Source organism: Shewanella chilikensis, from assembly GCF_037953065.1.
Lineage (GTDB): Bacteria > Pseudomonadota > Gammaproteobacteria > Enterobacterales > Shewanellaceae > Shewanella > Shewanella chilikensis.
In genome coordinates, this window is the sequence record NZ_CP149966.1 from 2,767,059 (window position 1) to 2,791,390 (window position 24,332).

Consider the following 24,332-nt stretch of genomic DNA (forward strand, 5'->3'; position numbering starts at 1 on the left):
AATAAAAAATCATACATAAGTATCAGGGAGATATAATGCAAGTTAATTCTAAATTAGCCAAAGCGGTGCGCTTTGCGTTAATTGGTGGTGTTGCAACTGCAGCCTATTCCGCACCAGCATTGTCGGCAGAACAAGAACAACAAACGGCAAATTCAGCCGTTGAGCGAATCTCTATCACAGGCTCACGTATCATTCGTGAAGGTGCCGTAGCGCCAACGCCAGTGACTGTAATCTCAGGTGAAGAACTCCTGTCTACCGGTGTGACCAACATAGGTGAAGCCCTCAACCAGTTGCCTGCTCTAGGTAACACTTATTCCCTTGCCAACTCTGGCCGTTACATTGGCACTGCCGGTGCCAACCTGTTGGATCTGCGTACCATGGGTACCGACAGAACCTTGGTGTTGGTAAACGGCAAACGTCATGTTGCCAGCTCAGCGGGAAGCTCTTCGGTTGACGTAAACACGATTCCAAGTGTCTGGGTCGAAAAAGTAGAAGTCATTACCGGCGGAGCATCGGCCATTTATGGTGCAGATGCGGTCACTGGGGTAGTTAACTTTATTCTGAAAAAAGATATTGTCGGCTTGGATATCTCAGCAATTAAAGGTCGGGCTGATGACAGTAACTTTGGTAAAGACAGAATTTCGCTTTCTTACGGCACAGATATTAATGATGGTCGCGGTAATATCGCCTTCGCTGCGGAATACAGCGCTCAGGATAGACTCAGAGCTTTCGATCGTGATCAGACCAGAACCTCATTTACCAGTCTGAAAAATACCGATAGACCCAAGGATGCTAACGGTAATTACATTGACTCCAACAATCCGTCTGATCCGGACAAGTATTTCCTGCCAAACGGCGGGCATTACAGGATCAGCAACGCCGGTACCTTCTTTTTGGATGGCTGGAAAACCTTCAATCCAGACGGGACCATAGGTGATGTCTACATAGGCCCAAAAGTCGACGGTAACTACTGTGTCGACTGCGACTTTACCAACTTGAGACAGTTTGAAGATCTGCAGCCCGAGTTCAAACGCTATAACCTCAACCTGAAAAGTAATTATCAGTTGAATGACGATATGAACCTCTACTTTGAGGCAAAATATGTCAACAGCCAGGCCAGTAATTATAGCCAACCTGCCTTCTTCTTTGGCAATAAGCTTAACTCAGTGAAGATTGACAACCCTTATCTGGATCCCAACCTGGTTGCTCTGATGAAGAACAACAAGGATACCGACGGTAACCCTCAACCACTGGATTCAATCGTCATCAACCGTTTCATGGCTGACCTGGGCCAACGCATAGAAGACGACACCCGTGAAACCCAGCGCTATGTGTTGGGCCTTGAAGGCGTCTTGGCCGACGATTGGGACTATGATCTGTACGCCACCTATGGTCAGACAGATCTGGAGCGGGTGAACAAAAACAACCTGATCTATGCCAACTACCAAAATGCCCTCGATGCCGTCATGCTCGACGGTAACATAGTTTGTCGCAGCGAAACCGCCCGCGCTGAAGGTTGTGTACCGGTCAACATTTTTGGTGCCGGTAATCCAAGCCAGGAAGCCATTGACTATATCAATACCACTTCTGTTGGCAATGCAGTGATTAAGCAAACTGTTTTGGGTGGCACCATCACCAATTCCGGGCTATTTGAATTACCAGCGGGCTATGTAGGCCTGTCTACCGGGGTTGAGTACCGCAAAGAAGAAAGTGAGACTAAAGAGCCTAAAAATGCCGGAGGGACATTCTTCAATGCCTTGGGCGAAGACAAAGGTGATTTCGATGTTAAGGAAGTATTTGCCGAGGTATCAATACCTCTGCTGGCCGACTTACCGCTGATCCGCCAGTTGGATATGGATCTGGCGGTCCGGTTCGCCGATTACAGCACCATAGGCAATGCGACCACCTGGAAAGCCGGTCTAAGCTGGGAAATCAACGATGAGCTGAGAATGCGCAGTACCTATGCAGAAGCCATTAGAGCTCCGAATATCAGCGAACTGTTCGGTGCACCGAGCCAAACATACTTCAGTGTTAAAGACAGTTGCCGTATCGATAACCTCAATACATTGGCTGATTCAGCCACCCGCCGTAAGAACTGTGCTGCAATGGGTGTACCTGCCGATTTCAATGATGAGTACGATGCCAAAAGGATAGAAGGCAAGAGCAGTGGTAACCGGGAACTGAAACCAGAAGAGTCCACCAGCTACACTGTTGGGCTTATCTACCAGCCTGAATTTATCGAAGGTCTATCTATGACACTCGATTACTGGAACATCAAGATCGACGATGCCATCAGTTCCATCGGCGCGCAAACCATAGTTGACCGCTGCCTGGATTCAACCAGTGGCATAAATAATCAGTACTGTGAATTGATCACCCGCGATCCTTCATCGCACCAGATAACGTTGATTCAAAGCCATGCGCTGAACGTGGCATCACTGGAAGCCGCTGGTGTTGACTTGGATCTGGCCTATAAGACTGATATTCTCGGCGGTGATTTCAGTGCCAACCTGATCGCGACCCACCTGATAAAACGTCGTAACTTCTCCTTCCAAGATGATCCCAGTGATTATGAAGAGTTGGCAGGTACTTTGGGATATGCCGATTGGCAGGCTAACCTGACTCTGAACTACAAGTATGAAAACTGGCTCAGCTACTGGCGTACCCGTTTCGTCAATGATGTCAGCTTGTACACAGATAAGGATCTGGCCCTTAATGCCAACCCAAGTTCCAACATGCAATACGACGATTACTTCATCAGTGATGTTGCTTTGGGTTATCAGTTTGATTCAGGCATAACCCTCAAGTTTGGTATCGATAATTTATTCGATAAGGACTTGCCTTATGGTTCAACCGGAACCAGTGCAGGATCAGCTGCGTACGATAACATCGGCCGCTTCTACTACACTAGTTTGAACTATTCCTTCTAAACGGATTAAACAGAACTTAAGCCCGTAAATAAGCGGCGCATTAGCGCCGCTTATTATTTGCTCACCTTAATTTCCCCACCAAAATGTTACCATAATGTTTAAATTGTGTTCTTCACTTAAATAAACTTTGTTTTGATAATATTTAAAAACACTTGGTTACATCTTTATTACAACAAAAAAACAGTCAATAAGCATTTAACCGCTTGTATTATTTGTATCTTAATGGTTACATTTTGTCGCCGAATTGTTTTATGTCGGCCCTAATAAATACAAAAAGACAAAATAAATATCATAAAAGGATATAAATGATGAATCTCAGTGTCAGCAAAGCTGTGCGCTTCGCCTTGTTTGGCGGCGCTGCAGCAGCCTCTCTTAGCTTACCCGCTGTTCAAGCCAACGAAAACGAACAACAACTGGAACGCATCGAAGTTACCGGCTCGCGCATTAAGCGTACCGACATGGAATCGGCACTGCCGGTGACGGTAATGAGTTCTGAAGACATAGCCAAAACCGGTCTGACAGATGTTTCTGCGGTACTGGCACAAATGCCATACAATACCGCGGGCAGCTTTATCAGTGACGCAGGTAGCTCTGCCAGTAACCACGCCAGCTCAGGCATGCGTGGCCTGGGTTCAAACCGTACCCTGACCCTGATCAATGGTCGCCGGATTGCACCATCAGCCACCTTCGGTGCCGATGCAACCAACCTAAACCTGATCCCCATGGACGCCATCGAGCGTATTGAAATTCTTCGTGACGGTGCATCAGCCATTTATGGTTCCGATGCCATTGGCGGTGTAATCAACATCATTCTGAAGAAGAATTATGATGGCCTCGGATTTGATCTGAAATTCGCCAACCCAACTCAGGGTGGCCGCGATGAAATGTCGGCATCGATGACCTTTGGTAACACCAGCGACAAGAGCAGCAGTCTGGTTATCATAGAGCACAAGAAGTTTGATCCTCTCAAAGGCGGCCAGCGTGAACATCTCACTGCCAACTGGGATAAAGCTTATGGTCGCAGCTCTCTGTATGCACCGGAAGGCACCTGGCGCCCAGTAGCTGCCCGCCCAGGCAAAAAAGAAGATGGAACCTTTGAGACGCCAAGCTACACTGGTGATTATGTTCCAGGTAAAGACTGCCCGGCCGATCAAATCGTTCAGAGTAAAGATGGTCCACGTTGTGGCTACAGCATGTTTGATGGTACCGATTACCTGCCGGATCAGACCAAAGACTCCTTGTTCAGCAACCTGACTTACAAGATCACTGATAACCTGGAGTGGTTCGGTCAGGCGATTGTGATGCGTGACAAGTCCACCACTTCCTCTACCGCGTTGTGGACCCCCAACCTGTACATAGCAGCCGACAACCCGCTGAACCCAACTTATGGCACGGCTAACGCCAGCGAAGTGCAGGCTTACCACCGTCTGACAGGCGTGGCCGATCGCAGCACGACGTTCAAGTCTGATGTTGTTGACGTGGTGACAGGGCTGAACCTGGAGCTGGATGCCGGTTCACTGAACTGGTACGTACAGTACTCAGATCAGCAGGTGGATATAAGCACAGACTCCTATGTGTTTGAAGACAACCTGCAGCAAGCCGTTGATGCCGGGCTGTACAATCCATTTGTTCTGGGCGGTAATGCCACTCAGGCAACCCTGGACAGCTTCCTGCACACAGCCACCCGTCAGGCCGATTCCAAGACCACAGCAACTGCCATTTCCTGGGCTGCGCTGGCTCCTATTGCACTGCCAGGCGGTGACATAGGTTATGCCGTAGGCGCCGAGTACCAAAAGATGGAATTCAGCGATCGCCGCGATGCGCAGCAAGCTGCCGGCAAAGTACTGGGTACTTACGGTGGCGACTCCGCCGGTGAACGTAACTACAAGGCTGCCTTCGTTGAGTTGGAACTGCCGGTCACCGACGATCTGAATGTTAAACTGGCCAGCCGTTATGACCAATACAGCCTGCCGGATGAAGGCCAGCTGTCCAGCTCTATCAACCTGCGTTATCAGTTATTGGATAACCTGGTCCTGCGCGCCTCTTACGGCCAGGGCTTCCGCGCTCCGTCACTGGATGATCTGCTGGGCGAAGCTGCTACCAGTTATGACCGAGTGATCGACACCAAAGGCTGTCAAATGCTGCCGCCTGACCAACGCGAAGGCGCCGATGTGTGTGAGTCCACTCAGTATCTGCGCAAGAGCTCTGGTAACCCTGAGCTGAAACCTGAAGAGTCTGATCAGTACGCCTTCGGTGCTGTGTGGAACATCACAGATGATATCTCTCTGGTTGTGGACTACTACAACATTGAGATCAGCAACCAGGTCAGCTATGTCGGTGCCCAGACTATCCTGGATCTGGAAGCCACTACAGGTCTCGGTGCCTACGATCCTAAATATGTCTATGTGAAGCGTGATACCGAAGGCAAGATTGAAGAGATTGGCGCCGGTTACATCAACATGGACGGGGTGCAAACCTCGGGTCTGGACGTCTCTTTCAGCTCGCGCTTCGAGCTGGGTAACTACGGCAGTCTGAAGTTTGCCCTGGACGGCACCTATGCACTGGAGTACACAGAGCAAGCCAGTCCGGTCGACCCACGTTACGACGTGCTGGGTACCAAGGGATATCCCGAGCTGCGTTTCAACTCCACCTTCAGCTATGAGTACGATGCCTTCAGCGCCTCGCTGATCGCCAAGTACATCGACTCCTATGCCGGTGAAACGCCGCAGCAGCAAGCTGCCAACATCGACAAGCAGGACTTCGGTTCCTTCACCACTTGGGATCTGGCCATGAACTATGACTTTGACCAGTTCGGTAAAGTCACAGTCGGTGCCCGTAACCTGTTCGATGCCATGCCTACGGTTAACTATGAGCTGTCCTACCCAGGTTATGACGCCGATACCCACAACATTATCGGCCGCGTAGTCTACGCGGGTTATCAGATCCGCTTCTGATAAGCGCTTTAATAGCCAAAAGCGCAGTCAATGACTGCGCTTTTTTATTTCATCCGCTACTAAACAATCAAGCCTGCTTCTTTACTCTGCCTTATCCGGCGCTACCGCCAAAACTTCCCGCGCCGTCAACCATACCTGACAGCCCAACATGGCCATGAGTGAAACCAGCAAGGCCGGGACCACAGGGTGAATATGAAGCGGCAAAGGCAAGGCCAGCCATTGCAGCATTCCATAACTCAGCAATCCGGAAATCATCGCGGCAAACACCGAGTTGCCAGTCAATGAAGGCCAGAATACCGCCGCCAATATCGGCCAGAGAAACACCGCCTGCAGTGCACCGAAAGCCGCCAAATTGAGCCAGACGATCATGGCCGGCGGCTCCAGCGCCCAGTAGCAGGCGAGCGCAGCAATCATCAACATGGCGATGCGGCTCAAACGCAGCTGGCTTTGCGCCGAGGTTTGTGGCCTGACCTTGACCCAGGCATCCCGCACCAGACTGACCGCTGCCTGCAGCAACATGGAGTCCACCGAGGACATCACGGCAGCAATGGGCGCCGCCAGCAGCACTCCGGCCAAAAGCGGCGAAAACAGTCCGGAGATCAAGGTCGGCATGATTTCATCCGGTACCTGCAAATCAGGATAAAGCGCCCGGCCCATCAATCCGATGAGATGCGGCAACAAGGTCATCAAGACACTGATAAGAGTGCCCCAAATAATCCCTTTCTTGAGCGCCTGGGTATTTTTAACCGCCAATAAACGCACCACAGTATGTGGCAGCCCCAAGGTGCCGAAACAGATAAGCACCCAAAACGACAGCATCATGGGCCAGCCCAGTTGCCCTTCATTGCCATGGGGCTGCAACAAGGCCGGATCTTCACTGGCCACCTTGGACATCAACTCTGTCATCCCCCCATGGCCAAGCAGGGTGAAAAACAGCAGCAAAAGCCCCAGCAGCATTACTATTCCCTGAAAGGCATCTGTGATGGTTACCGCCCGAAAACCACCGCTCAAGGTGTAAGCCAACACAGTCACCACAAACAGAGCCAGCCCCAGGCTGTAGTCGATACCGCTGACCCCGGCAAACAACCTGGCGCCACCGATAAACTGCACCGTTATCATGGCGATAAATCCAAGCACCAAGGAGCCCAGCGCCAACATGCTGACCCCTTTATGCTCGAAGCGAGCATCCAACCACTCAATCAAGGTGGCGTAAGGCGCCTTGGCCGCGAGGATCTTCGGCCCCAGCACCCCCAGGGTCAGCATGGCGACCGGCACCTGGATCAAGGCTAGCCACACCCAGCCCAAACCTATCTTGTAGGCGGCGCCCGGGCCACCGATAAAAGAGCTGGCACTGGTATAGGTTGCCACTAGCGTCAAGGCCAACATGGGGCCATTGAGAAAACGGCCACCGATAAAAAAGCGCGCCGCCTTATCCTGATAGAGGCTGGCCTTGTCTTGTCTGGCGGCAATAAAGCGGGTCAACACCAGGCTGAGCAACAGATAAACTAATACCGGGATAAGGGTGGTCACTCTTTATGCCCTCCTCGGCCAAACAGGTAGAAGAGCCCCAGAATGAAACATAAGGGAGTCAGGATACAGGACAGCCAAAACCATAAAGGCAGGCCGTAATAATCAGCTTGTGCTCCCCAGATCCCCATATCGGTCAACAGGGGCCCCAGAGCCCAAAACAGGGCATAAATCAGGGTAAGTATGATGGCCAGACGTGCCATGGATGGCATAACGGCTTCCTTGGATAGCCCCTTGCATTGGAGCGTGACAGCGAAAAGAAAGCCTTGATTCTAATCAACTCTTCCCTCGAGTGCCAAGGCATAGCGCAAGTTACACTTTGGTTGTGGGATAAAGTTATCACCCGGTTACCTGATGATATTCCGTTAACTTTTTACTGCATGCTTAATTAACCATGACAGGACTCACAGCCCTGAGCTTGCTCCCAAGCGGGTCACAACGGCCCCAAAATCAAGATCTGAATCAAACTTTGGTATGAGTTTGTGATGCCGCAGAAATAAGCCTTTACTGAAATAAACCTATGTTAGAAGCCCCTGCGTCGACGCAATGACATACAATTGTTAACCTGCTCGCAAAATTTAGCTTTTCCCCATGGGTAAAGGCCGATATCAGATGCTGAGAGCACGGCTCTGTGTTAATATTTTTGTGGTAAATTGGTAAGACCAATTTTAGGGTTGGATGCATAACGAGCGATTCTTTGAACAGACTTTCTCGGGGTAGCTAAAACCTCAACCTGGGCTCTGTAAGTAAAGAAGATGGAGATTACGGCAACATGGGAGATGTAAACATTTCCAGTTTGCAGCCATTCATCGCGAGCAACTGCACAGACTGGACTTTTATAACGTGTTACAAGCTTAGACTTGGGTCAAACACCAATCAAAAGCACAAACCTTGGTATATGACACTGGAAGATAACTCAAATTTAGGTGAATTATTTCAAGGAAATTTTAGACAAAAAAGGAGTGGCAAAGCGTAGTTTAATTTCATAATTTAGATTAATCAGCGGTTAAATTGATCTAAATCACGTAATTTAATTACATTTTGCTTATAGTTGACGAACTCGATGGCTCGTAAGCCATCACTATAGAATAAGCGATAAATGAACTTCATAACCTAAACCGGTGGCCAGCCACCAAATGAGCGAAAGAAGGCAGCTATGAACAACAGTCCTAGCCCATTTGATGCATCAACCCCTGCCAATACTGCGCAGAAGGTCGAGGATGCGGCCGTCGTCAAAATCGGCCGCGATACCCAGTCGACCCTGTTGCTGGCCATGACTGCGGGGGTGTTTATTGGCCTCGCGTTTATCTTCTATGTTGTCGCCACTGCCGGTGGCAGCGCCCTTCCCTACGGTCTCAACAAACTCATCGGTGGTCTGTGCTTCAGCCTCGGCTTAATGTTGGTGGTAGTACTGGGCGGCGAACTCTTCACCTCAACTGTATTAACCATTACTGCCAGAGCCAGCAAACGGGTCACCACTAAGGCCTTACTGCGCAACTGGGGGCTGGTCTATCTGGGCAACTTTATCGGCGCCATGCTACTGGTAGGCCTGATGATCACCGCCAAACACTATGATGCCGGCCACGGTTTGATAGGGCTTGGCTACATGAAGACCGCCCAGGCCAAACTGCACCATGACTTTTTCCAGGCCATCGCTCTCGGGATCATGTGTAACATCATGGTGTGTCTGGCGGTATGGATGGCCTATGCCGGTCGCTCAGTCACAGACAAATTGCTGGCCGTGGTGCTACCGGTTGCCATGTTTGTCGCCGCAGGCTTTGAGCACTGCATCGCCAACATGTTCCTTATTCCTATGGCCATTATCAGCAAAAATATGGCCGGCACTGAATTCTGGACAAGCGCCGGGGTCAGCCCCGAGCAGTTTGCCGATCTCACATGGAGCCAATTCGTGTTCCATAATCTGGTTCCCGTCACTCTGGGTAATATCGTGGGGGGAGCTTTATTTGTAGGGTTGACTTACTGGTTTGTGTATCGCCGTCCCTTGCTGGCCAAGCAAGGCAGCGAGGCCAGCAAGTAACTTTATCTCAACTAGAAGGTATGAGTACTATGACCGAGAAAACTGAGCTGTTTGCAAGCGCATGGGAAGGCTTTGTTCCCGGCGATTGGAAGACCGAAGTCAATGTACGTGACTTTATCCAGAAGAACTACACCCCCTATGAAGGTGATGAGTCTTTCCTGGCTGGCCCCACCACTGCGACCACAGCCCTGTGGGACAAAGTCATGGAAGGCATCAAGCAGGAAAACCGCACCCACGCTCCGGTCGACTTTGATACAGACAAAGTCTCTACCATAGATTCCCATGATGCCGGCTACATCAATCAGGAACTGGAAACCATTGTTGGTTTGCAGACTGATGCGCCACTCAAACGCGCCATGCTGCCCAACGGTGGTATCCGTATGGTTGAAGGCTCCTGCGCCGCCTATGATCGCGAGCTGGATCCTGAGATCAAATATGTCTACTCCGAACTGCGTAAGACCCATAACCAGGGCGTGTTCGATGTTTACACTCCGGAAATCCTCGCTTGCCGTAAGTCAGGTGTACTGACAGGTTTGCCCGATGCCTACGGTCGTGGCCGTATCATTGGTGACTACCGCCGCGTAGCCCTCTACGGTATCGACTACCTGATGAAGGACAAGGTTGCCCAGTTCACTTCACTGCAGGCTCAGATGGAAGCCGGTGAAGATCTAAGCAACGTTATCCAGTTGCGTGAAGAGATTGCCGAGCAGCACAGAGCCCTGGGCAAGATGAAGAAGATGGCAGCCAAATACGGTTATGACATCTCCGGCCCTGCCAAGAATGCCAAAGAAGCCATCCAGTGGACCTACTTCGGCTATCTGGCCGCGGTGAAGAGCCAAAACGGCGCTGCCATGTCTCTGGGCCGTACTTCAACCTTCATCGACGTTTATATCGAACGCGATCTGAAAAATGGCGTGCTCACCGAAGAGCAGGCTCAGGAAATGATCGACCATTTCGTGATGAAACTGCGTATGGTGCGCTTCCTGCGTACTCCTGAATACGATGAGCTGTTCTCCGGCGACCCAATCTGGGCTACCGAATCTATCGGTGGTATGGGTCTGGACGGTCGTCCACTGGTGAGCAAGACCAGCTTCCGCTTCCTGCACACCCTGTACAACATGGGCCCAAGCCCAGAGCCAAACATCACTGTGCTTTGGTCCGAGCAGCTGCCTCAGCCATTCAAAAAATACTGCGCCAAAGTGTCTATCGACACCAGCTCCATCCAGTATGAAAACGATGACCTGATGCGCCCTGACTTCGAGTCTGATGACTACGCCATCGCCTGCTGCGTGAGCCCCATGGTTGTGGGCAAGCACATGCAGTTCTTTGGTGCCCGTGCCAACCTGGCCAAGACCATGCTGTACGCCATCAACGGCGGTGTGGATGAAAAGCTGAAAATTCAGGTTGCTCCCAAGGCAGATCCTATCACAGACGAAGTGCTCAACTATGATGACGTCATGAGCCGCCTCGACGGTCTGATGGACTGGTTGGCAACTCAGTATGTCACTGCGCTGAACACCATCCACTACATGCACGACAAGTACTCTTACGAAGCCGCGCTGATGGCGCTGCACGACAGAGACGTACGTCGCACCATGGCCTGTGGTATCGCCGGTCTGTCTATTGCTGCCGACTCACTGTCTGCCATCAAGTATGCCAAGGTGAAACCGGTTCGCGATGAAAACGGTATTGCCGTAGACTTCGAAATCGAGGGTGATTATCCCAAGTTTGGTAACAACGACGCCCGCGTTGACGACATCGCCTGTATGCTGGTTGAAGGCTTTATGGCCAAAATTCGTGACAAGAAGATGTACCGCAACGCCATCCCAACCCAGTCAATCCTGACCATTACGTCCAACGTGGTGTATGGTAAGAAGACAGGTAACACTCCGGATGGTCGCCGCGCCGGTGCACCATTTGCCCCGGGTGCCAACCCAATGCACGGCCGTGACGAGAAAGGCGCTATCGCTTCACTGACTTCTGTGGCCAAGCTGCCCTTCGCTCACGCTCAGGACGGTATCTCTTACACCTTCTCCATTGTGCCCAATGCACTGGGTAAAGATGAAGATGCCCGCCGCACCAACCTGGCTGCGCTGATGGACGGTTACTTCGCCCACAAGCCAGGCCATGAAGGTGGTCAGCACCTGAACGTCAACGTGATGAACCGTGAAATGCTGGAAGATGCTGTCATCAACCCTGACAAGTATCCACAGCTGACCATACGCGTTTCAGGCTATGCAGTGCGCTTCAACTCACTGACCCCTGAGCAGCAGCAAGACGTGATTACCCGTACTTTCACCAAAGCACTATAATCCGCGTTTGAAACCAGGCTGCAGCGGCCGCCGCTGCAGCCATTCCAAGGAGAGCACATGACAGTAAAAGGACGGATCCACTCGGTGGAATCCTTTGGCACAGTAGATGGTCCCGGCATTCGCTTTATCGCCTTTATGCAGGGTTGCCTGATGCGCTGTAAATACTGTCACAATCGCGACACCTGGGATCTGGATGGCGGCAAGGAAGTGACTGTCGCGGAGCTGATGGAACAGATAGTCAGCTACCGACCTTTTTTGGAAGCCAGCGGTGGTGGTGTGACCGCCAGCGGTGGTGAAGCCGTGTTACAGGCTGAATTCGTTGCCGAGCTATTCAAGGCCTGTAAGGCCGAAGGCATACACACCTGTTTGGACACCAACGGCTTTGTCCGTAAATACACAGAGGTGATCGACCAGTTGCTGGACAACACAGATCTGGTGCTACTGGACATCAAGCAGATGGATGATGCCAAGCATATAGATCTCACCAAGGTCAGCAACCAGAGAACATTGCAGTTTGCGGAGTATCTGGCAAAACGAGGCCAGAAAACCTGGATCCGTTACGTGGTTGTCGGCGGCTATACAGACGATGAAGCCTCGGCCGAGAAACTGGCTGAATTTATCAAGCCAATGACCAATGTGGAAAAAGTGGAGTTACTGCCCTACCACGAACTGGGCAAACATAAGTGGGAAGCCATGGGTGAGCACTATGAACTTGACGGCGTATCGCCGCCGGATCGCGAAACCATGGAGCGAATAAAGGCTATATTTATTCAGAAAGGGATCAACGCCGGTTACTGATTCAGAGCTCTTCCCAAAAACCGGCATCAAGACGTTCAAAAGCCAATTTGAGGATCTGCGCCATATCCATATAGCAGGCCTTGGCCCCTAAAGGGCGACTGCTCACACCAAGCCCGGAAAGCTTGGCATTGAGTTGATTTCCCCAATCTAGCAAGGACAGCGGCAAGGGATGGCGAGCACGCCAACCCAGCCACAGATAGCCCTGCAAAGGCAGGCTGAGAAAGAATAGAAAGATAGCAATGGCCTGGGGCAGATAGTCCCAACCATAGAAATAGAGTGGCGCGGCAGCCGATAGCATGGCCAACACAGGCATCAACTGCAACGCCAACTGAGTGGCACGAATAACGCGAAACTCAGGAAAAAAGAAACCCAGTTGTCTGACCATGGGCCAGGTCTTCATATAACGATGACCTTCCCTCACGGTTTTGAGAAAGTTAAGGCTCAATCAAGGCACCTGAAACAAGCATAATATTGCTTTTACCTTAGCACAGTTCCCTATTCGGCCCCAACAACGGCTTGACGGCAGGAACGCAGTGAAACAGGTTACAGGCGAGTCCAGTTCACCCGTAACTTATTAATTAAAAACGGCGAAAGGTTTTTAACATGTCTAAAAAACTGGTATTGGTTCTAAATTGCGGCAGCTCTTCTTTGAAATTTGCAGTCATGGATGCACTCACGGGCGATGATCAGATCTCAGGTCTGGCCGAGTGCTTTGGTCTGGAAAACTCCCGCATCAAATGGAAACACAATGGCGAAAAGCATGAAGCCGCACTGGGCGCATTTACCGCGCACCGTGAAGCCGTGGAGTTTATTGTAAACCAGATTTTGGCTCCCCTGCCTGAACTGGCGTCACAAATCCTGGCAGTGGGTCACCGTATCGTGCATGGCGGCGAAAAATTCACCCGCTCGGTAATCATTGACGATCAGGTGATCAAAGGTATCGAAGACTGTGCCTCTCTGGCACCGCTGCACAACCCGGCGCACCTGATAGGCATTCGCGCCGCCATGGCCTCGTTCCCAAGCTTGCCTCAGGTTGCCGTGTTTGACACTGCCTTCCACCAGAGTATGCCTGAGCACGCCTTTGTCTATGCCCTGCCCTATAAGCTCTACCGTGAGCACGGCATTCGTCGTTACGGTATGCACGGCACCAGCCATCTGTTTGTCAGCCGTGAAGCTGCCAAGGTGCTGGGTAAAGAGTTGGCCGACACCAATGTAATCTGTGCTCATCTGGGCAACGGCGCTTCGGTCACGGCGGTTAAAGGCGGCAAGAGCATGGATACTTCCATGGGTCTGACACCACTGGAAGGCTTGGTGATGGGAACTCGCTGCGGCGATATCGACCCCTCCATCATCTATCATCTGGTGCACCAACTGGGTTACACCCTGGAAGAGGTCAACAACCTGCTGAACAAGCAGAGCGGCCTTTTGGGGATCAGCGAACTGACCAATGATTGCCGTGGTATCGAGGAAGGATATGCCGAAGGTCACAAAGGTGCGACACTGGCACTGGAAATCTTCTGCTATCGTCTGGCAAAATACATCGCCTCCTACACTGTGCCATTAGGCCGTCTGGATGCCGTGGTGTTTACCGGCGGCATAGGTGAAAACTCCGACATTATCCGCAAGAAAGTGCTGGAACTACTGTCCATCTTCAACTTCCAGGTCGATGATGAACGCAACCTGGCCGCCCGCTTCGGCAATGGCGGAATTATCACTAAAGATGAAGGCACTCTGGCCATGGTCATTCCCACCAATGAAGAGTGGGTCATCGCCGAAGACGCTATTAGTTTGATAGAAGAATAATATGACCAATCAGCCGCCTGGTTAGCCTGGCGGCTTTCATGTTTTTTGACTTTACAAGATTCACCGGAAAACCATCGACTCCGAAGAGGTTTTTATGTCCCGTAACATTATGTTGATCCCCATAGGCACAGGCGTCGGCCTGACGTCTATCAGCCTGGGGATGGTTCGCGCATTGGAACGCCACGGCGTTAAAGTGCAATTCTTTAAACCCATTTCCCAGTTGCGCCCGCAGGATCACGGCCCTGAGCGTTCAACCACCATCCTCAGCAAATCCCCAACGGTCAACCCGCTTGAGCCGTTTGAGATGATCCACGCCGAAGCACTGATCCGTGCCGATCAGACGGATGTGCTGATGGAGCAAATTATCGCCCGCGCCAGTGAAATTGCCGATAACACTGAAACCCTGATCATCGAAGGCCTGGTGCACACCCGTAGTCACCCGTTTGCCGATGATGTCAATTATGCCATTGCCAAGGCGCTCGACGCCGATGTGATTTTTGTCGCAACCCCAGGCAACGACAGCCCGACCGGGCTGATGAACCGCCTCGAAATCGCCTTTAACTCCTGGGGCGGTAACAAGAACAAGCGTCTTATCGGTGCCATCATCAACAAGATTGGCGCGCCGGTGGACGACGAAGGCCGTGCCCGTCCGGATCTGTCTGAGGTATTCGACCATCAAGGCGTTCAGCGCAGCGATACTGCCGGTATGTTCCAGTTGCCGGGCAAGAGCCCACTTAGGATCCTCGGCAGCGTACCTTATAACCTGGATCTGGTGTCCCCTCGAGCCTCAGATTTGGCCAAGCACCTGCGCGCCCGCATCATCAATGCCGGTGAGATGAACACTCGCCGTCTGCGCAAGGTAACCTTCTGTGCCCGCTCTATTCCCAACATGGTGCAGCACATCAAGACCGACTCGCTGCTGGTCACCTCTGGCGATCGCTCCGATGTTATCGTATCTGCCTGTCTGGCAGCCATGAACGGCGTCAAGATTGGTGCCTTGCTACTGAGCGGCGGTTATGAACCTGAACCCGAGATCATGGCTTTATGTGAACAGGCCTTTGAAACCGGCCTGCCTGTGTTCCTTATCGACACCAATACCTGGCAGACCTCACTCAATATTCAACGCTTTGACCACGAAGTACCTGTGGATGATGCAGTACGTATTGAACTGGTACAGGAATATGTTGCCGGTCATATAGATCAGAGCTGGATTGAAAGCGTCACAGAGAACTCGCCTCGCGAGCACCGCCTGTCGCCACCGGCTTTCCGCTACAAGCTTACCGAGCTGGCCCGCGCCGCCCGTAAGACTGTGGTACTGCCTGAAGGCGATGAGCCGCGCACCATCAAAGCCGCCGCCATCTGCGCCGAGCGCGGTATTGCCCGCTGCGTACTGCTAGGCAAACGCGACGAAATCCTGCGTATCGCAGCCCAGCAGGATGTCATTCTGGGAGAGGATGTCGAGATTATCGATCCCGATGAAGTGCGTGAGCGCTATGTCGAACCTATGCTGGATCTTCGCCGTCACAAGGGCCTGACCGAAGTAGTTGCCCGTGAGCAGTTGGAAGACAACATGGTGCTGGGCACTATGATGCTGGCCCAGAATGAAGTAGACGGTATCGTTTCCGGTGCGGTCAACACCACGGCCAACACCATTCGTCCGCCACTACAGCTGATTAAAACAGCACCCGGCTCCAGTCTGGTCTCTTCCATCTTCTTTATGCTGATGCCGGATCAAGTGCTGGTATATGGTGACTGCGCCATCAACCCGGATCCCAATGCCGAGCAGTTGGCCGATATCGCCATCCAATCGGCCGAGTCGGCCAAAGCCTTCGGCATTGAGCCCAGAGTGGCGATGATCAGCTACTCAACCGGTGACTCAGGTACAGGCTCGGATGTGGATAAGGTTCGTGAAGCCACCCGGATTGCCAAAGAGAAGCGTCCGGATCTGGTGATTGACGGCCCACTGCAATACGACGCCGCTGTCATGCCCAACGTGGCTCGCTCCAAGGCGCCGGATAGCCCGGTTGCCGGTAAGGCGACCGTGTTTGTGTTCCCGGATCTCAACACGGGTAACACCACTTATAAGGCCGTTCAACGAAGCGCCGATCTGATCAGCATAGGCCCTATGTTGCAAGGTATGCGTAAGCCGGTGAACGATCTGTCCCGCGGCGCCCTGGTGGATGATATTGTTTACACCATCGCCCTGACGGCCATTCAGGCTACTCAGAACGATTAACGGACTATAACCAACTCAAAAGCGTCTGCTACTGCAGGCGCTTTTTTTTGGGTTCATCGCGGATCTCCGGGGAATGCAGTTCTGACTTTCAACAAGAAGTATTCGGTATCCAGGTAGCCAAAGCCCATTCGCTTCAGCAATTTGATTTTGTTATTTAAACGGTATTATGGACTGACTGCGGCTTTTATCAGCAAAAGCTGTACAAAATCAACGCAAAGGATCCTTTACGCCAGTTATGATTCAGTCGGGAATGAGTCATCAGGAGAGAAACAGATAGGGGAAAGTGCCAAGCGTCAAAAATTAACCAGCGACAATTTAACGACGATATCAATCGCTTAGAAAGTATCTATCGAGTCTTCAACACACTTGTCCACAGATTCTGTGGATAAGAATCCGTGCGCTATCCTCTCTATATGCCACAGGATCGCCGATCCCGTCAAGCCCGAGGCAGCGGCTTGCGATCAATACTAAAAAAACCGATACTGTTTGGCACCAATCGCCAGGGTCAACACTATGAGATATTTACTTTTTCTTTGTCTGCTAGGCCTATTTGGCTGCAATGATGACCCGAATAAAGCCACCATAGATACGCCAGAGCAAGTCGCCCTGGGATTCTTTCAGGCCATCTATATAGATAAAGATGTCGAGAAGGCGAGCCTGTATGTCGACGACCCTATGAAGGAGGTGCTGCAAAGTTACTATATCGCCGCCTCTGTACAGCGCCATATGCTCAATCTACAGATGACAGATGTCACCCTGGAGATTGAAGAGATAGATATCGACTTCTTTCGCAAGTTTACCGATGACGTGACCATAGTGGTCAAATTTACCGGCCATAGAGGTGGTCGGCCCTGGGTCGATGACAGAACCATTCGCCTGCATAAACGGGGTCGGGGCTGGGTGATAGTGGAAATTCTCCCGGAAATTGGCAAGATCAACTCAGGTTCCCTGTAATAATTGTGCACTGACCCACGCAAGGGCCGAAGAGGTTTATCCCTCAAAGCCCGCCGTGCTACACTCACAGGCAATTTTCACTCAGCCTGATTACTATGAAACAACTGCTGGATTTCCTGCCGCTGGTCATCTTCTTTGCCGTTTATAAGTTTTACGATATCTACGTCGCCAGTGGCGCCCTGATAGCCGCAACGGCGCTGCAACTCGTGGTGACCTACCTGCTGTACCGCAAGCTTGAGAAAATGCATCTCATCACCTTTGCCATGGTGGCCGTATTCGGTACCCTGACCTTGGTGTTTCACGACGATACCTTTATCAAATGGAAAGTCACCATAGTCTATGCCTTGTTCGCCTTGGGTCTGGGTGTCAGCCAATTGCTGAATAAGCCTGTGCTCAAGGGCATGCTGGGGCAGGAACTCAAGGTTGCCGACAAGATATGGGCCCAAGTCACTTGGTACTGGGTCAGTTTCTTTATTGTCTGCGGCCTTATCAATATCTATGTCGCCTTCAGTCTGAGTCAGGAAACCTGGGTAAACTTCAAGGTCTTTGGCTTGACCGCAGTGACGCTGCTGAACACCATAGCAACCGTGGTTTATCTCTTTAAACACATCCCCGAAGAGCAACGCAAGGAACTCAAATAATGTGGTATATGATCTCATCCCAAGATGTTGAAAACAGCCTGGAAAAACGTCTTGCCGCTCGTCCGGCCCATCTACAGCGCCTGCAACTGCTGGCCGATGAAGGACGATTGATGCTGGCCGGTCCACATCCCGCCGTGGACAGTGAAAACCCGGGGGACGCCGGATTCAGCGGCTCTTTGGTAGTGGCCGAGTTTGAATCGCTGGAAGCCGCCCAGGCCTGGGCCAATGCCGATCCTTATGTTGCCGCCGGCGTTTATCTGAGTGTTATCGTTAAACCCTTCAAACGAGTGCTGCCCTGATGAAAATCGTTTCCTTCAACATCAACGGATTGAGAGCCCGTCTGCATCAGCTGCAACAGTTGATAGACAGCCACCAACCGGACATCATAGGGCTGCAGGAAACCAAGGTGCACGACGAAGCCTTCCCTCTGGCCGAAGTGGAAGCTATGGGTTATCAGGTACATTTCCACGGTGGCAAGGCCCACTATGGTGTGGCTCTGTTATCCAAACAAGCCCCCATTGAGGTTCAAAAAGGCTTTCCCACCGACGATGAAGATGCCCAGCGCCGGCTTATCGCCGGAAAGTTCATCCAGGACAACGGCCGGGTGCTGACAGTGATCAACGGTTACTTCCCCCAGGGGGAGAATATCAATCACGAGACCAAGTACCCGGCCAAGCGTAAGTTTTACGCCGACCTGATGCAGTATCTGCAAAACTCATTCAGCCCGGATCAGGATATTGCCATCATAGGGGATATCAATATCTCGCCGCTGGATCTGGATATCGGCATCGGCGACGCCAATGCCAAACGTTGGCTGAAGACGGGTAAATGCAGCTTCCAGCCGGAAGAGCGTGAATGGTTGCAAACCCTGCTGAATTGGGGCTTTGTGGATACCTTCCGCCAGTTGCATCCGCAGCGCAGCGAACGCTACTCCTGGTTTGATTATCGTAGCCGTGGCTTTGATGATAACCGCGGCCTGCGTATCGATGTGATCCTGGCAACCGAGTCGCTGGCAAGCCGCTTGAGTGAGGCCGATGTGGATTACGCGCTTCGCGGCATCGACAAGCCCTCGGATCACGCGCCTATCTGGAGCTGTTTTCGCTGACATTGTTGTGAGCGCTGATGACGCTCAGGACGCTTACCACAGCAAGCGGCACGCCTGAAGCAAAAAACAAAGCTCAGGAACCGCTATAACGCAAAACGCCGACATCTGATGATGCCGGCGTTTTTTATGTTAGCCGTTCAACTGGTTTTATACTGTGCCAACAGCCGGGTCAGAGAGGCAGAAGCCTGGGCCAGTTTTTGGCTCAGCTCTATCGCCCTTTCGCTGGCCTGGCGCATCTGCTCCGAGTGGCTGCGGATATCGCCAAGCTGCGAGCTGATCTCCCGGGCTGACACGCTTTGCTCTTCGGCCGAGGCAGCGATTTGGCTGCTGCGATCAAATACCGCATCCACTGAGCCACGCATCCCCTCAACATCCGTCCCCACTTGAATGATCGCCTGGCGGCTTTCGTCGGCCTGCGACACTATCGCCTCGGTCAACTGAGACAAATTACGGCTGCCCGCCTGCAACCCCTCTATCATACGTTGAATTTCCACTGTCGCTTCCTGGGTTCGCCCCGCCAGGGTCCGCACCTCATCGGCAACCACGGCAAAGCCGCGCCCCTGTTCACCGGCTCTGGCGGCCTCGATGGCGGCATTGAGCGCCAGCAGATTGGTCTGCTCGGAAATACCATCAATAGTGGTCACCACGGCACCAATCTCGGTGGCATCCCGCGACAGTTGCGATACCGAAGAGAAAGCCTCGGCAATCCGGCTCGACAACTCACCTATACTGGCAACTGTTTCTGCTATATGTCTGGCGCCCAAGCCCATCTGAGAGGCGTTGTCCCGGGTCTGGGAAGAGGTTTCGGCGGCGTTGTGGGACACTTCGGTAATGGCATTGCTCATCTGCTCCATCGCCGTGGCCACAGTATCGAGAAACTGCCACTGAATTTTGCCCATCTCATCACCGGCGGCGGCTTGCTCGGCAAATTCGGAAGCCGCCATCGACAAGGTTTCGGCATTGCTGCTGATGGCGGTGACCATTTCGCTCATGTTATCGGCGCAGCGGTCAATCTCGCGGGCTATCAGGCTAAAATCATCTGTGCCAAAGAAATTGAGCCTGAAGCTCAAATCGCCGTCAGCCAAGCGTTTGATCGCCATATACATATCCCATAGTCCGCCGCCAAGAGAGGTAGAGATCCAATAGCTGAGTTGAAACAGTGGCAACAGCCCGACAAAAGCCCACAGCAGCAACCAGTTTGCCCGACTGAGCATCTCTTGCTCCTGCAGTGTTAAGCTGTCACCGAGCCAGTAGTTACCATCTCGGCTACTGAGCATAACTTTTACCTCGGCGCGCGGTTCATTGCGGCTAAGACCTTGCTGCTGTAACCAAAGATCGCGCCCCTGCTTGGGCGCCAGCTGGAGCAGGGTCTCGGCTTTGGCTTGTAAACGCGCCTCAGCGCCCTGGGTTACACTGGCATCCAACTGCCACCAGTTGGCCAGTGCGATAGCGGCAGTTATTGCGGTAACCAGCGAACACACAAGCCAGAATTTACCGTTGAGACTGAACTTAATCAGCATGGCATCAACTTTTCTAAACTGGATCTGCTTCATCAGTGCTCCTCAGCGCGAAGCTAAAAGCCGGGACAGGATCCTGGCAGTATAATCTATTACTCCACCACCCTTTCGACCGGCAGAGGTTTTGTTTGAGTTTCACGACTGCGGCTGGTTTGGCAATAGCCCATGAGATCGGTCAAACGACTCATGGCATAACCGAATACGGCGCCAATCAGCAGCGGCGGCATAATAGCCGCAATATCCGCCGACATGGCAAAGGTGATGCAACAACCAATAAAGGCACCAGGAATAAAGTTAAGTTTACCGAAGCAGGCCTGCAGGCACATGGCACTGGTGGCTATACCGGTGAAGATCCAGCCAAATACCGGCGAGACAAAGAAGCTGCTGCCGCTGATGATAAGCCAGGCCCAGAATACTCCCGATGTATTGGTGCACCAGGCCTGAAGCAAACCGGCGAACCCACTGCGTCCTTGAGCAAAGAAAGTACTGCACCCCAGAAACCCTATCCAGGTGATCAGCCCAAAGGTGTCGGCAACCCCACACCAAACAGTGGCCAAGAGACCGGCAGATATTGCTGCATGCCAACGCTGTTGCATAGGAGTATCTCCCCAAAATGTAAACATTGGTTAAATTACCCCGTTTTTGATAACAAAAACCGGATCTACACCAAAAAAGGGCTTATTAATGCCGAGATCTGGCTCACTTTGCAAACATTTGGTAGTAAAAAAACAATAACGGAGTGAATTTTAGCCAAATAAAAACCCGGGCATGCCCGGGTCAGTTACAACAGGGATAGCCTCAATCGGCCAATAGCTGATCGGCAACAAAGGGGTTATTACGCCTTTCTTCACCAAAGCTCGACATAGGGCCGTGGCCGGGAATGAAATTGACCTGCTCGCCCAAAGGCCAGAGTTTGTAACGAATGGAGTCAATCAGCTGCTGATAGTTGGAGCCGGGAAAGTCAGTACGGCCTATAGAGCCACGGAAAAGGACATCTCCCACCCAGGCCAGGTTCTCTTCGCGGTCAAAGAAAATCACATGCCCTGGGGTATGCCCCGGACAGTGAAAAACCTGCAATGCCTGCTCTCCCAGGATAACCTCTGCACCATCTTCGAGATAGCGGTCAGCCTCGAAGGCGGCGCAGGCCGGGAAACCAAAGTTCTGGCTTTGGCGTGGCAGGTTCTCCAGCCAGAATTTATCGTCGATATGCGGGCCAATAATCTGCACGTCACACTCGGTGGCCAAAGCCTTGGCGGCACCAACATGATCTATGTGTCCGTGAGTCAAAAGAATATATTGCAACTGCAGGCCGTGCTGCGCCAGGGCATCCATGATGCGCTCATGGTTACCACCTGGATCTATCACAGCGGCTTTGCCACTCTTCTCACACCAGATGAGGCTGCAGTTCTGCTGGAAAGGGGTCACTGGGATGATCTGGTATTTCATTACACACACTCGCAGGCTGTTATCGTTCCATGATCGATAGATCGTCTCGGAGCATGATCCATCAACCCGGCAACAGAAAAATTGATCCCGGGCAGGAAAGCGCCAGATAGGCAACTTTTCTGGCGCCGGTTTGCAGCGCAGGGATTTTTGTATACAATTTTGAGCCATCCACCGTCAAGCCCAAGGCCCTACATGATAACAGACAGCCGTCTTGCTGGCATCCTGAGCCGCAAACACTTCTTCTCTCTGCCACTGGATTATCAGCATCCCACCAGGGAACAACTGCAAATTTTTGCCCGGGAGCTTATCGGCACCCAGGATAACGCCGCGACCTTGCCACTCTTGGTGTTTTTTCAAGGTGGCCCAGGCTTTGGTGCCGCCCGCCCCCTTGCCAATGGCGGCTGGATTAAAAGAGCACTCAAGGAGTATAGGGTACTCTTACTGGATCAGCGCGGTACAGGTCTTTCAAGCCCGCTCAGCTTCAAGACACTGGACGGCATGACGCCTGACGAGCAGGCTGAGCACCTGAGCCATTTTCGCGCCGACAATATCATCCGCGATGCCGAGGCGATTCGGGCACAACTGAGCCCTGATACTCCCTGGAGCATTCTCGGTCAGAGTTTCGGTGGTTTTTGCGTACTCAGATACCTGAGCGCCGCACCGCAAGGACTCAAGGAAGCCTATATTACCGGCGGTATCCCTTCCCTTGAGCGCACCGCAGCCGAAGTTTACCGGGCAACTTATCAGCGCTTGCTGGCCAAAAACCAGGATTTCTTTGCCCGTTTCAAGGATGCCAAAGCCTTGCTGGCCGAGCTCAGAGACTTTATCAATAACCATGATGCGCGCCTGGCTACAGGAGAGCGGCTGACCCAGGAAATGCTGCAACTTTTAGGGGTTAACTTAGGCATGGAGCAAGGGCCGGAGGCCGTCTACTATCTGCTGGAGCAAGCCTTGGTAGATACTCCAAGTGGCAAGGCGCTCAATCCTCTGTTTGAGGGGCAGTTCTGCCAAATGCTGGATTACAATACCAACCCGCTGTTTGCCATCATGCATGAGTCCATCTACTGCCAGCAGCAAGCCGCCAACTGGGCTGCCCACAGGGTGCGGGCCGAATATCCGGCTTTTGCCCCGGACGCCAAAGAGCTGCTTTTCAGTGGTGAGATGATTTATCCCTGGATGTTCGAACAGTTTGCCAACCTCAAGCCGCTGAAAGCCTGCGCCGAATTGCTGGCCGCCAAAGCCGATTGGCCTTCACTCTATGACTCGAACATTCTCGCCAATAACCGTGTACCTGTCGCCGCAGCCATCTACAGCGAAGATATGTATGTCGAGCAAGCCTACAGCCTGGAAACCGCCACCAAAGTGGGCAACCTCAAGTATTGGTTGACCTCTGAGTATGAGCACAATGGCATACGCATGGATGGTGAGCGGATCCTCGATAAGCTGATTGCGCTCAATCGCGGCCAGGCACTCAGATGAATTCAGCTTGGGTTAATTTAAAAAGCGCACACTGAACTTGGTTCCACATCCATTGACGCTTTGCTTAAACACTTGTTTTAGTATCGTCCCGGCCTGCCCTTTTGGCAGGCCTTTTTTATCCCCCAAAAAAAACCGCAGCCTAAGCTGCGGTGGAAAAAACGGACTGGGTCCAATCCAAAAAATACAGGGAGACTCGAACCGCCGACTTAGCGCTTCATTGCTGGATAGGTGAACTCATGGCACTGATTGCAATAAACCTTGCTCTCTTTGTGCTCCTGATGGCAGTAAGTACATGGCAAGTCCGTGCCATAGTGCAAACTGTCATGGGGGTTGGGTTCAACATCATGACCGGCGTTGGCCGGACGTGCTGTCTGCTTGGCAACATCTTCAGGAGTACCGTGGCAGGCTTCACAGGCTGTCGCATCGGGAATGGTCTTGCGCTTGGCATCACCATGGCAGGCGGCGCAATCAATACGACCATTTTCAGTCGTCATGATTTCTTTGTGGTAGTCCTTGATCTTCATTGCGTTGGCCGCTCCAGGCAGCAACAAGGCGCAGGCTACAAGAACAGTGGATATCATCTTCAACATCT

19 protein-coding genes are annotated in these 24,332 nt (G+C 52.1%); 12 read left to right on the forward strand and 7 right to left on the reverse strand.

Translation table 11 applies throughout. The features are described 5' to 3' along the window. The first annotated feature begins 35 nt into the window (after window positions 1–35). Together WKR14_RS12605 and WKR14_RS12610 are read left to right on the forward strand one after the other, a co-directional pair. Complete coding sequence (locus WKR14_RS12605) at window positions 36–2,930, forward strand: TonB-dependent receptor domain-containing protein (RefSeq protein WP_248952016.1); 2,895 nt, start codon at window positions 36–38, stop codon at window positions 2,928–2,930. A gap of 305 nt (window positions 2,931–3,235) precedes the next feature. Then, entirely contained in the window at window positions 3,236–5,884 is a 2,649-nt protein-coding gene (locus WKR14_RS12610; RefSeq protein WP_234555561.1) for a TonB-dependent receptor plug domain-containing protein, read from the forward strand. An 81-nt stretch (window positions 5,885–5,965) separates the two neighbouring features. Here WKR14_RS12610 and panF read toward each other — a convergent pair whose 3' ends face one another. Then, window positions 5,966–7,414, reverse strand: coding sequence for a sodium/pantothenate symporter (gene panF / locus WKR14_RS12615; RefSeq protein WP_101056125.1), 1,449 nt, complete (start codon window positions 7,412–7,414; stop codon window positions 5,966–5,968). Further along, complete coding sequence (locus tag WKR14_RS12620) at window positions 7,411–7,623, reverse strand: DUF997 family protein (protein WP_101056127.1); 213 nt, start codon at window positions 7,621–7,623, stop codon at window positions 7,411–7,413. The genes panF and WKR14_RS12620 overlap by 4 nt, the downstream gene beginning before the upstream one ends. A gap of 944 nt (window positions 7,624–8,567) precedes the next feature. Between WKR14_RS12620 and focA the strand changes: the two genes are divergently transcribed. Genes focA through pflA form a run of 3 tightly spaced genes read left to right on the forward strand, consistent with a single transcriptional unit; the run spans window position 8,568 to window position 12,559 of the window. After that, a complete protein-coding gene (focA, locus tag WKR14_RS12625; protein WP_025889524.1) occupies window positions 8,568–9,449 on the forward strand; it encodes a formate transporter FocA in 882 nt (293 codons plus the stop codon). Window positions 9,450–9,478: 29 nt separating this feature from the next. Then, window positions 9,479–11,761: a formate C-acetyltransferase gene (gene pflB / locus WKR14_RS12630; protein ID WP_165565247.1), complete on the forward strand. Its 2,283-nt coding sequence runs from the start codon at window positions 9,479–9,481 to the stop codon at window positions 11,759–11,761. A gap of 57 nt (window positions 11,762–11,818) precedes the next feature. Continuing rightward, window positions 11,819–12,559, forward strand: coding sequence for a pyruvate formate lyase 1-activating protein (gene pflA, locus WKR14_RS12635; protein ID WP_101056129.1), 741 nt, complete (start codon window positions 11,819–11,821; stop codon window positions 12,557–12,559). Window position 12,560: 1 nt separating this feature from the next. Here pflA and yfbV read toward each other — a convergent pair whose 3' ends face one another. Then, window positions 12,561–13,004 carry a terminus macrodomain insulation protein YfbV gene (gene yfbV / locus WKR14_RS12640; protein ID WP_028779375.1) on the reverse strand — a complete coding sequence of 148 codons (444 nt, stop codon included), beginning with the start codon at window positions 13,002–13,004 and terminating at the stop codon, window positions 12,561–12,563. 158 nt (window positions 13,005–13,162) lie between these two features. On the opposite strand from yfbV, the gene ackA reads away from it, so the two are divergent. The 6 genes from ackA (at window position 13,163) to xthA (ending at window position 19,298) form a co-directional block, all read left to right on the forward strand. Then, window positions 13,163–14,362 (forward strand): acetate kinase, encoded by a 1,200-nt coding sequence (gene ackA / locus WKR14_RS12645; RefSeq protein WP_025011777.1) that lies wholly within the window; start codon window positions 13,163–13,165, stop codon window positions 14,360–14,362. A 94-nt stretch (window positions 14,363–14,456) separates the two neighbouring features. Next, entirely contained in the window at window positions 14,457–16,598 is a 2,142-nt protein-coding gene (gene pta, locus WKR14_RS12650) for a phosphate acetyltransferase (RefSeq protein WP_101056130.1), read from the forward strand. A 513-nt stretch (window positions 16,599–17,111) separates the two neighbouring features. Continuing rightward, complete coding sequence (locus WKR14_RS12655) at window positions 17,112–17,552, forward strand: hypothetical protein (RefSeq protein ID WP_101056132.1); 441 nt, start codon at window positions 17,112–17,114, stop codon at window positions 17,550–17,552. A 95-nt stretch (window positions 17,553–17,647) separates the two neighbouring features. Next, window positions 17,648–18,193 carry a septation protein A gene (locus tag WKR14_RS12660; RefSeq protein ID WP_101056134.1) on the forward strand — a complete coding sequence of 182 codons (546 nt, stop codon included), beginning with the start codon at window positions 17,648–17,650 and terminating at the stop codon, window positions 18,191–18,193. Next, entirely contained in the window at window positions 18,193–18,492 is a 300-nt protein-coding gene (locus tag WKR14_RS12665; protein ID WP_025011774.1) for a YciI family protein, read from the forward strand. The genes WKR14_RS12660 and WKR14_RS12665 overlap by 1 nt, the downstream gene beginning before the upstream one ends. After that, window positions 18,492–19,298, forward strand: coding sequence for an exodeoxyribonuclease III (gene xthA / locus WKR14_RS12670; RefSeq protein ID WP_101056135.1), 807 nt, complete (start codon window positions 18,492–18,494; stop codon window positions 19,296–19,298). The genes WKR14_RS12665 and xthA overlap by 1 nt, the downstream gene beginning before the upstream one ends. A 137-nt stretch (window positions 19,299–19,435) precedes the next feature. Here xthA and WKR14_RS12675 read toward each other — a convergent pair whose 3' ends face one another. From WKR14_RS12675 to WKR14_RS12685, 3 genes are all read right to left on the reverse strand, one after another. Beyond that, window positions 19,436–20,851 carry a methyl-accepting chemotaxis protein gene (locus WKR14_RS12675; RefSeq protein ID WP_101056137.1) on the reverse strand — a complete coding sequence of 472 codons (1,416 nt, stop codon included), beginning with the start codon at window positions 20,849–20,851 and terminating at the stop codon, window positions 19,436–19,438. Between the two features lie 56 nt (window positions 20,852–20,907). After that, window positions 20,908–21,411 carry a DUF1097 domain-containing protein gene (locus WKR14_RS12680; protein WP_101056139.1) on the reverse strand — a complete coding sequence of 168 codons (504 nt, stop codon included), beginning with the start codon at window positions 21,409–21,411 and terminating at the stop codon, window positions 20,908–20,910. A gap of 202 nt (window positions 21,412–21,613) precedes the next feature. Beyond that, complete coding sequence (locus WKR14_RS12685; protein ID WP_165565249.1) at window positions 21,614–22,261, reverse strand: MBL fold metallo-hydrolase; 648 nt, start codon at window positions 22,259–22,261, stop codon at window positions 21,614–21,616. Window positions 22,262–22,453: 192 nt separating this feature from the next. Here WKR14_RS12685 and WKR14_RS12690 point away from each other — a divergent pair, with 192 nt between their 5' ends. After that, complete coding sequence (locus tag WKR14_RS12690; protein WP_339086380.1) at window positions 22,454–23,740, forward strand: alpha/beta fold hydrolase; 1,287 nt, start codon at window positions 22,454–22,456, stop codon at window positions 23,738–23,740. Between the two features lie 206 nt (window positions 23,741–23,946). On the opposite strand, the gene WKR14_RS12695 is transcribed toward WKR14_RS12690, so the two are convergent. Then, window positions 23,947–24,330 carry a cytochrome c3 family protein gene (locus WKR14_RS12695; RefSeq protein WP_101056144.1) on the reverse strand — a complete coding sequence of 128 codons (384 nt, stop codon included), beginning with the start codon at window positions 24,328–24,330 and terminating at the stop codon, window positions 23,947–23,949. Window positions 24,331–24,332: the final 2 nt, after the last annotated feature.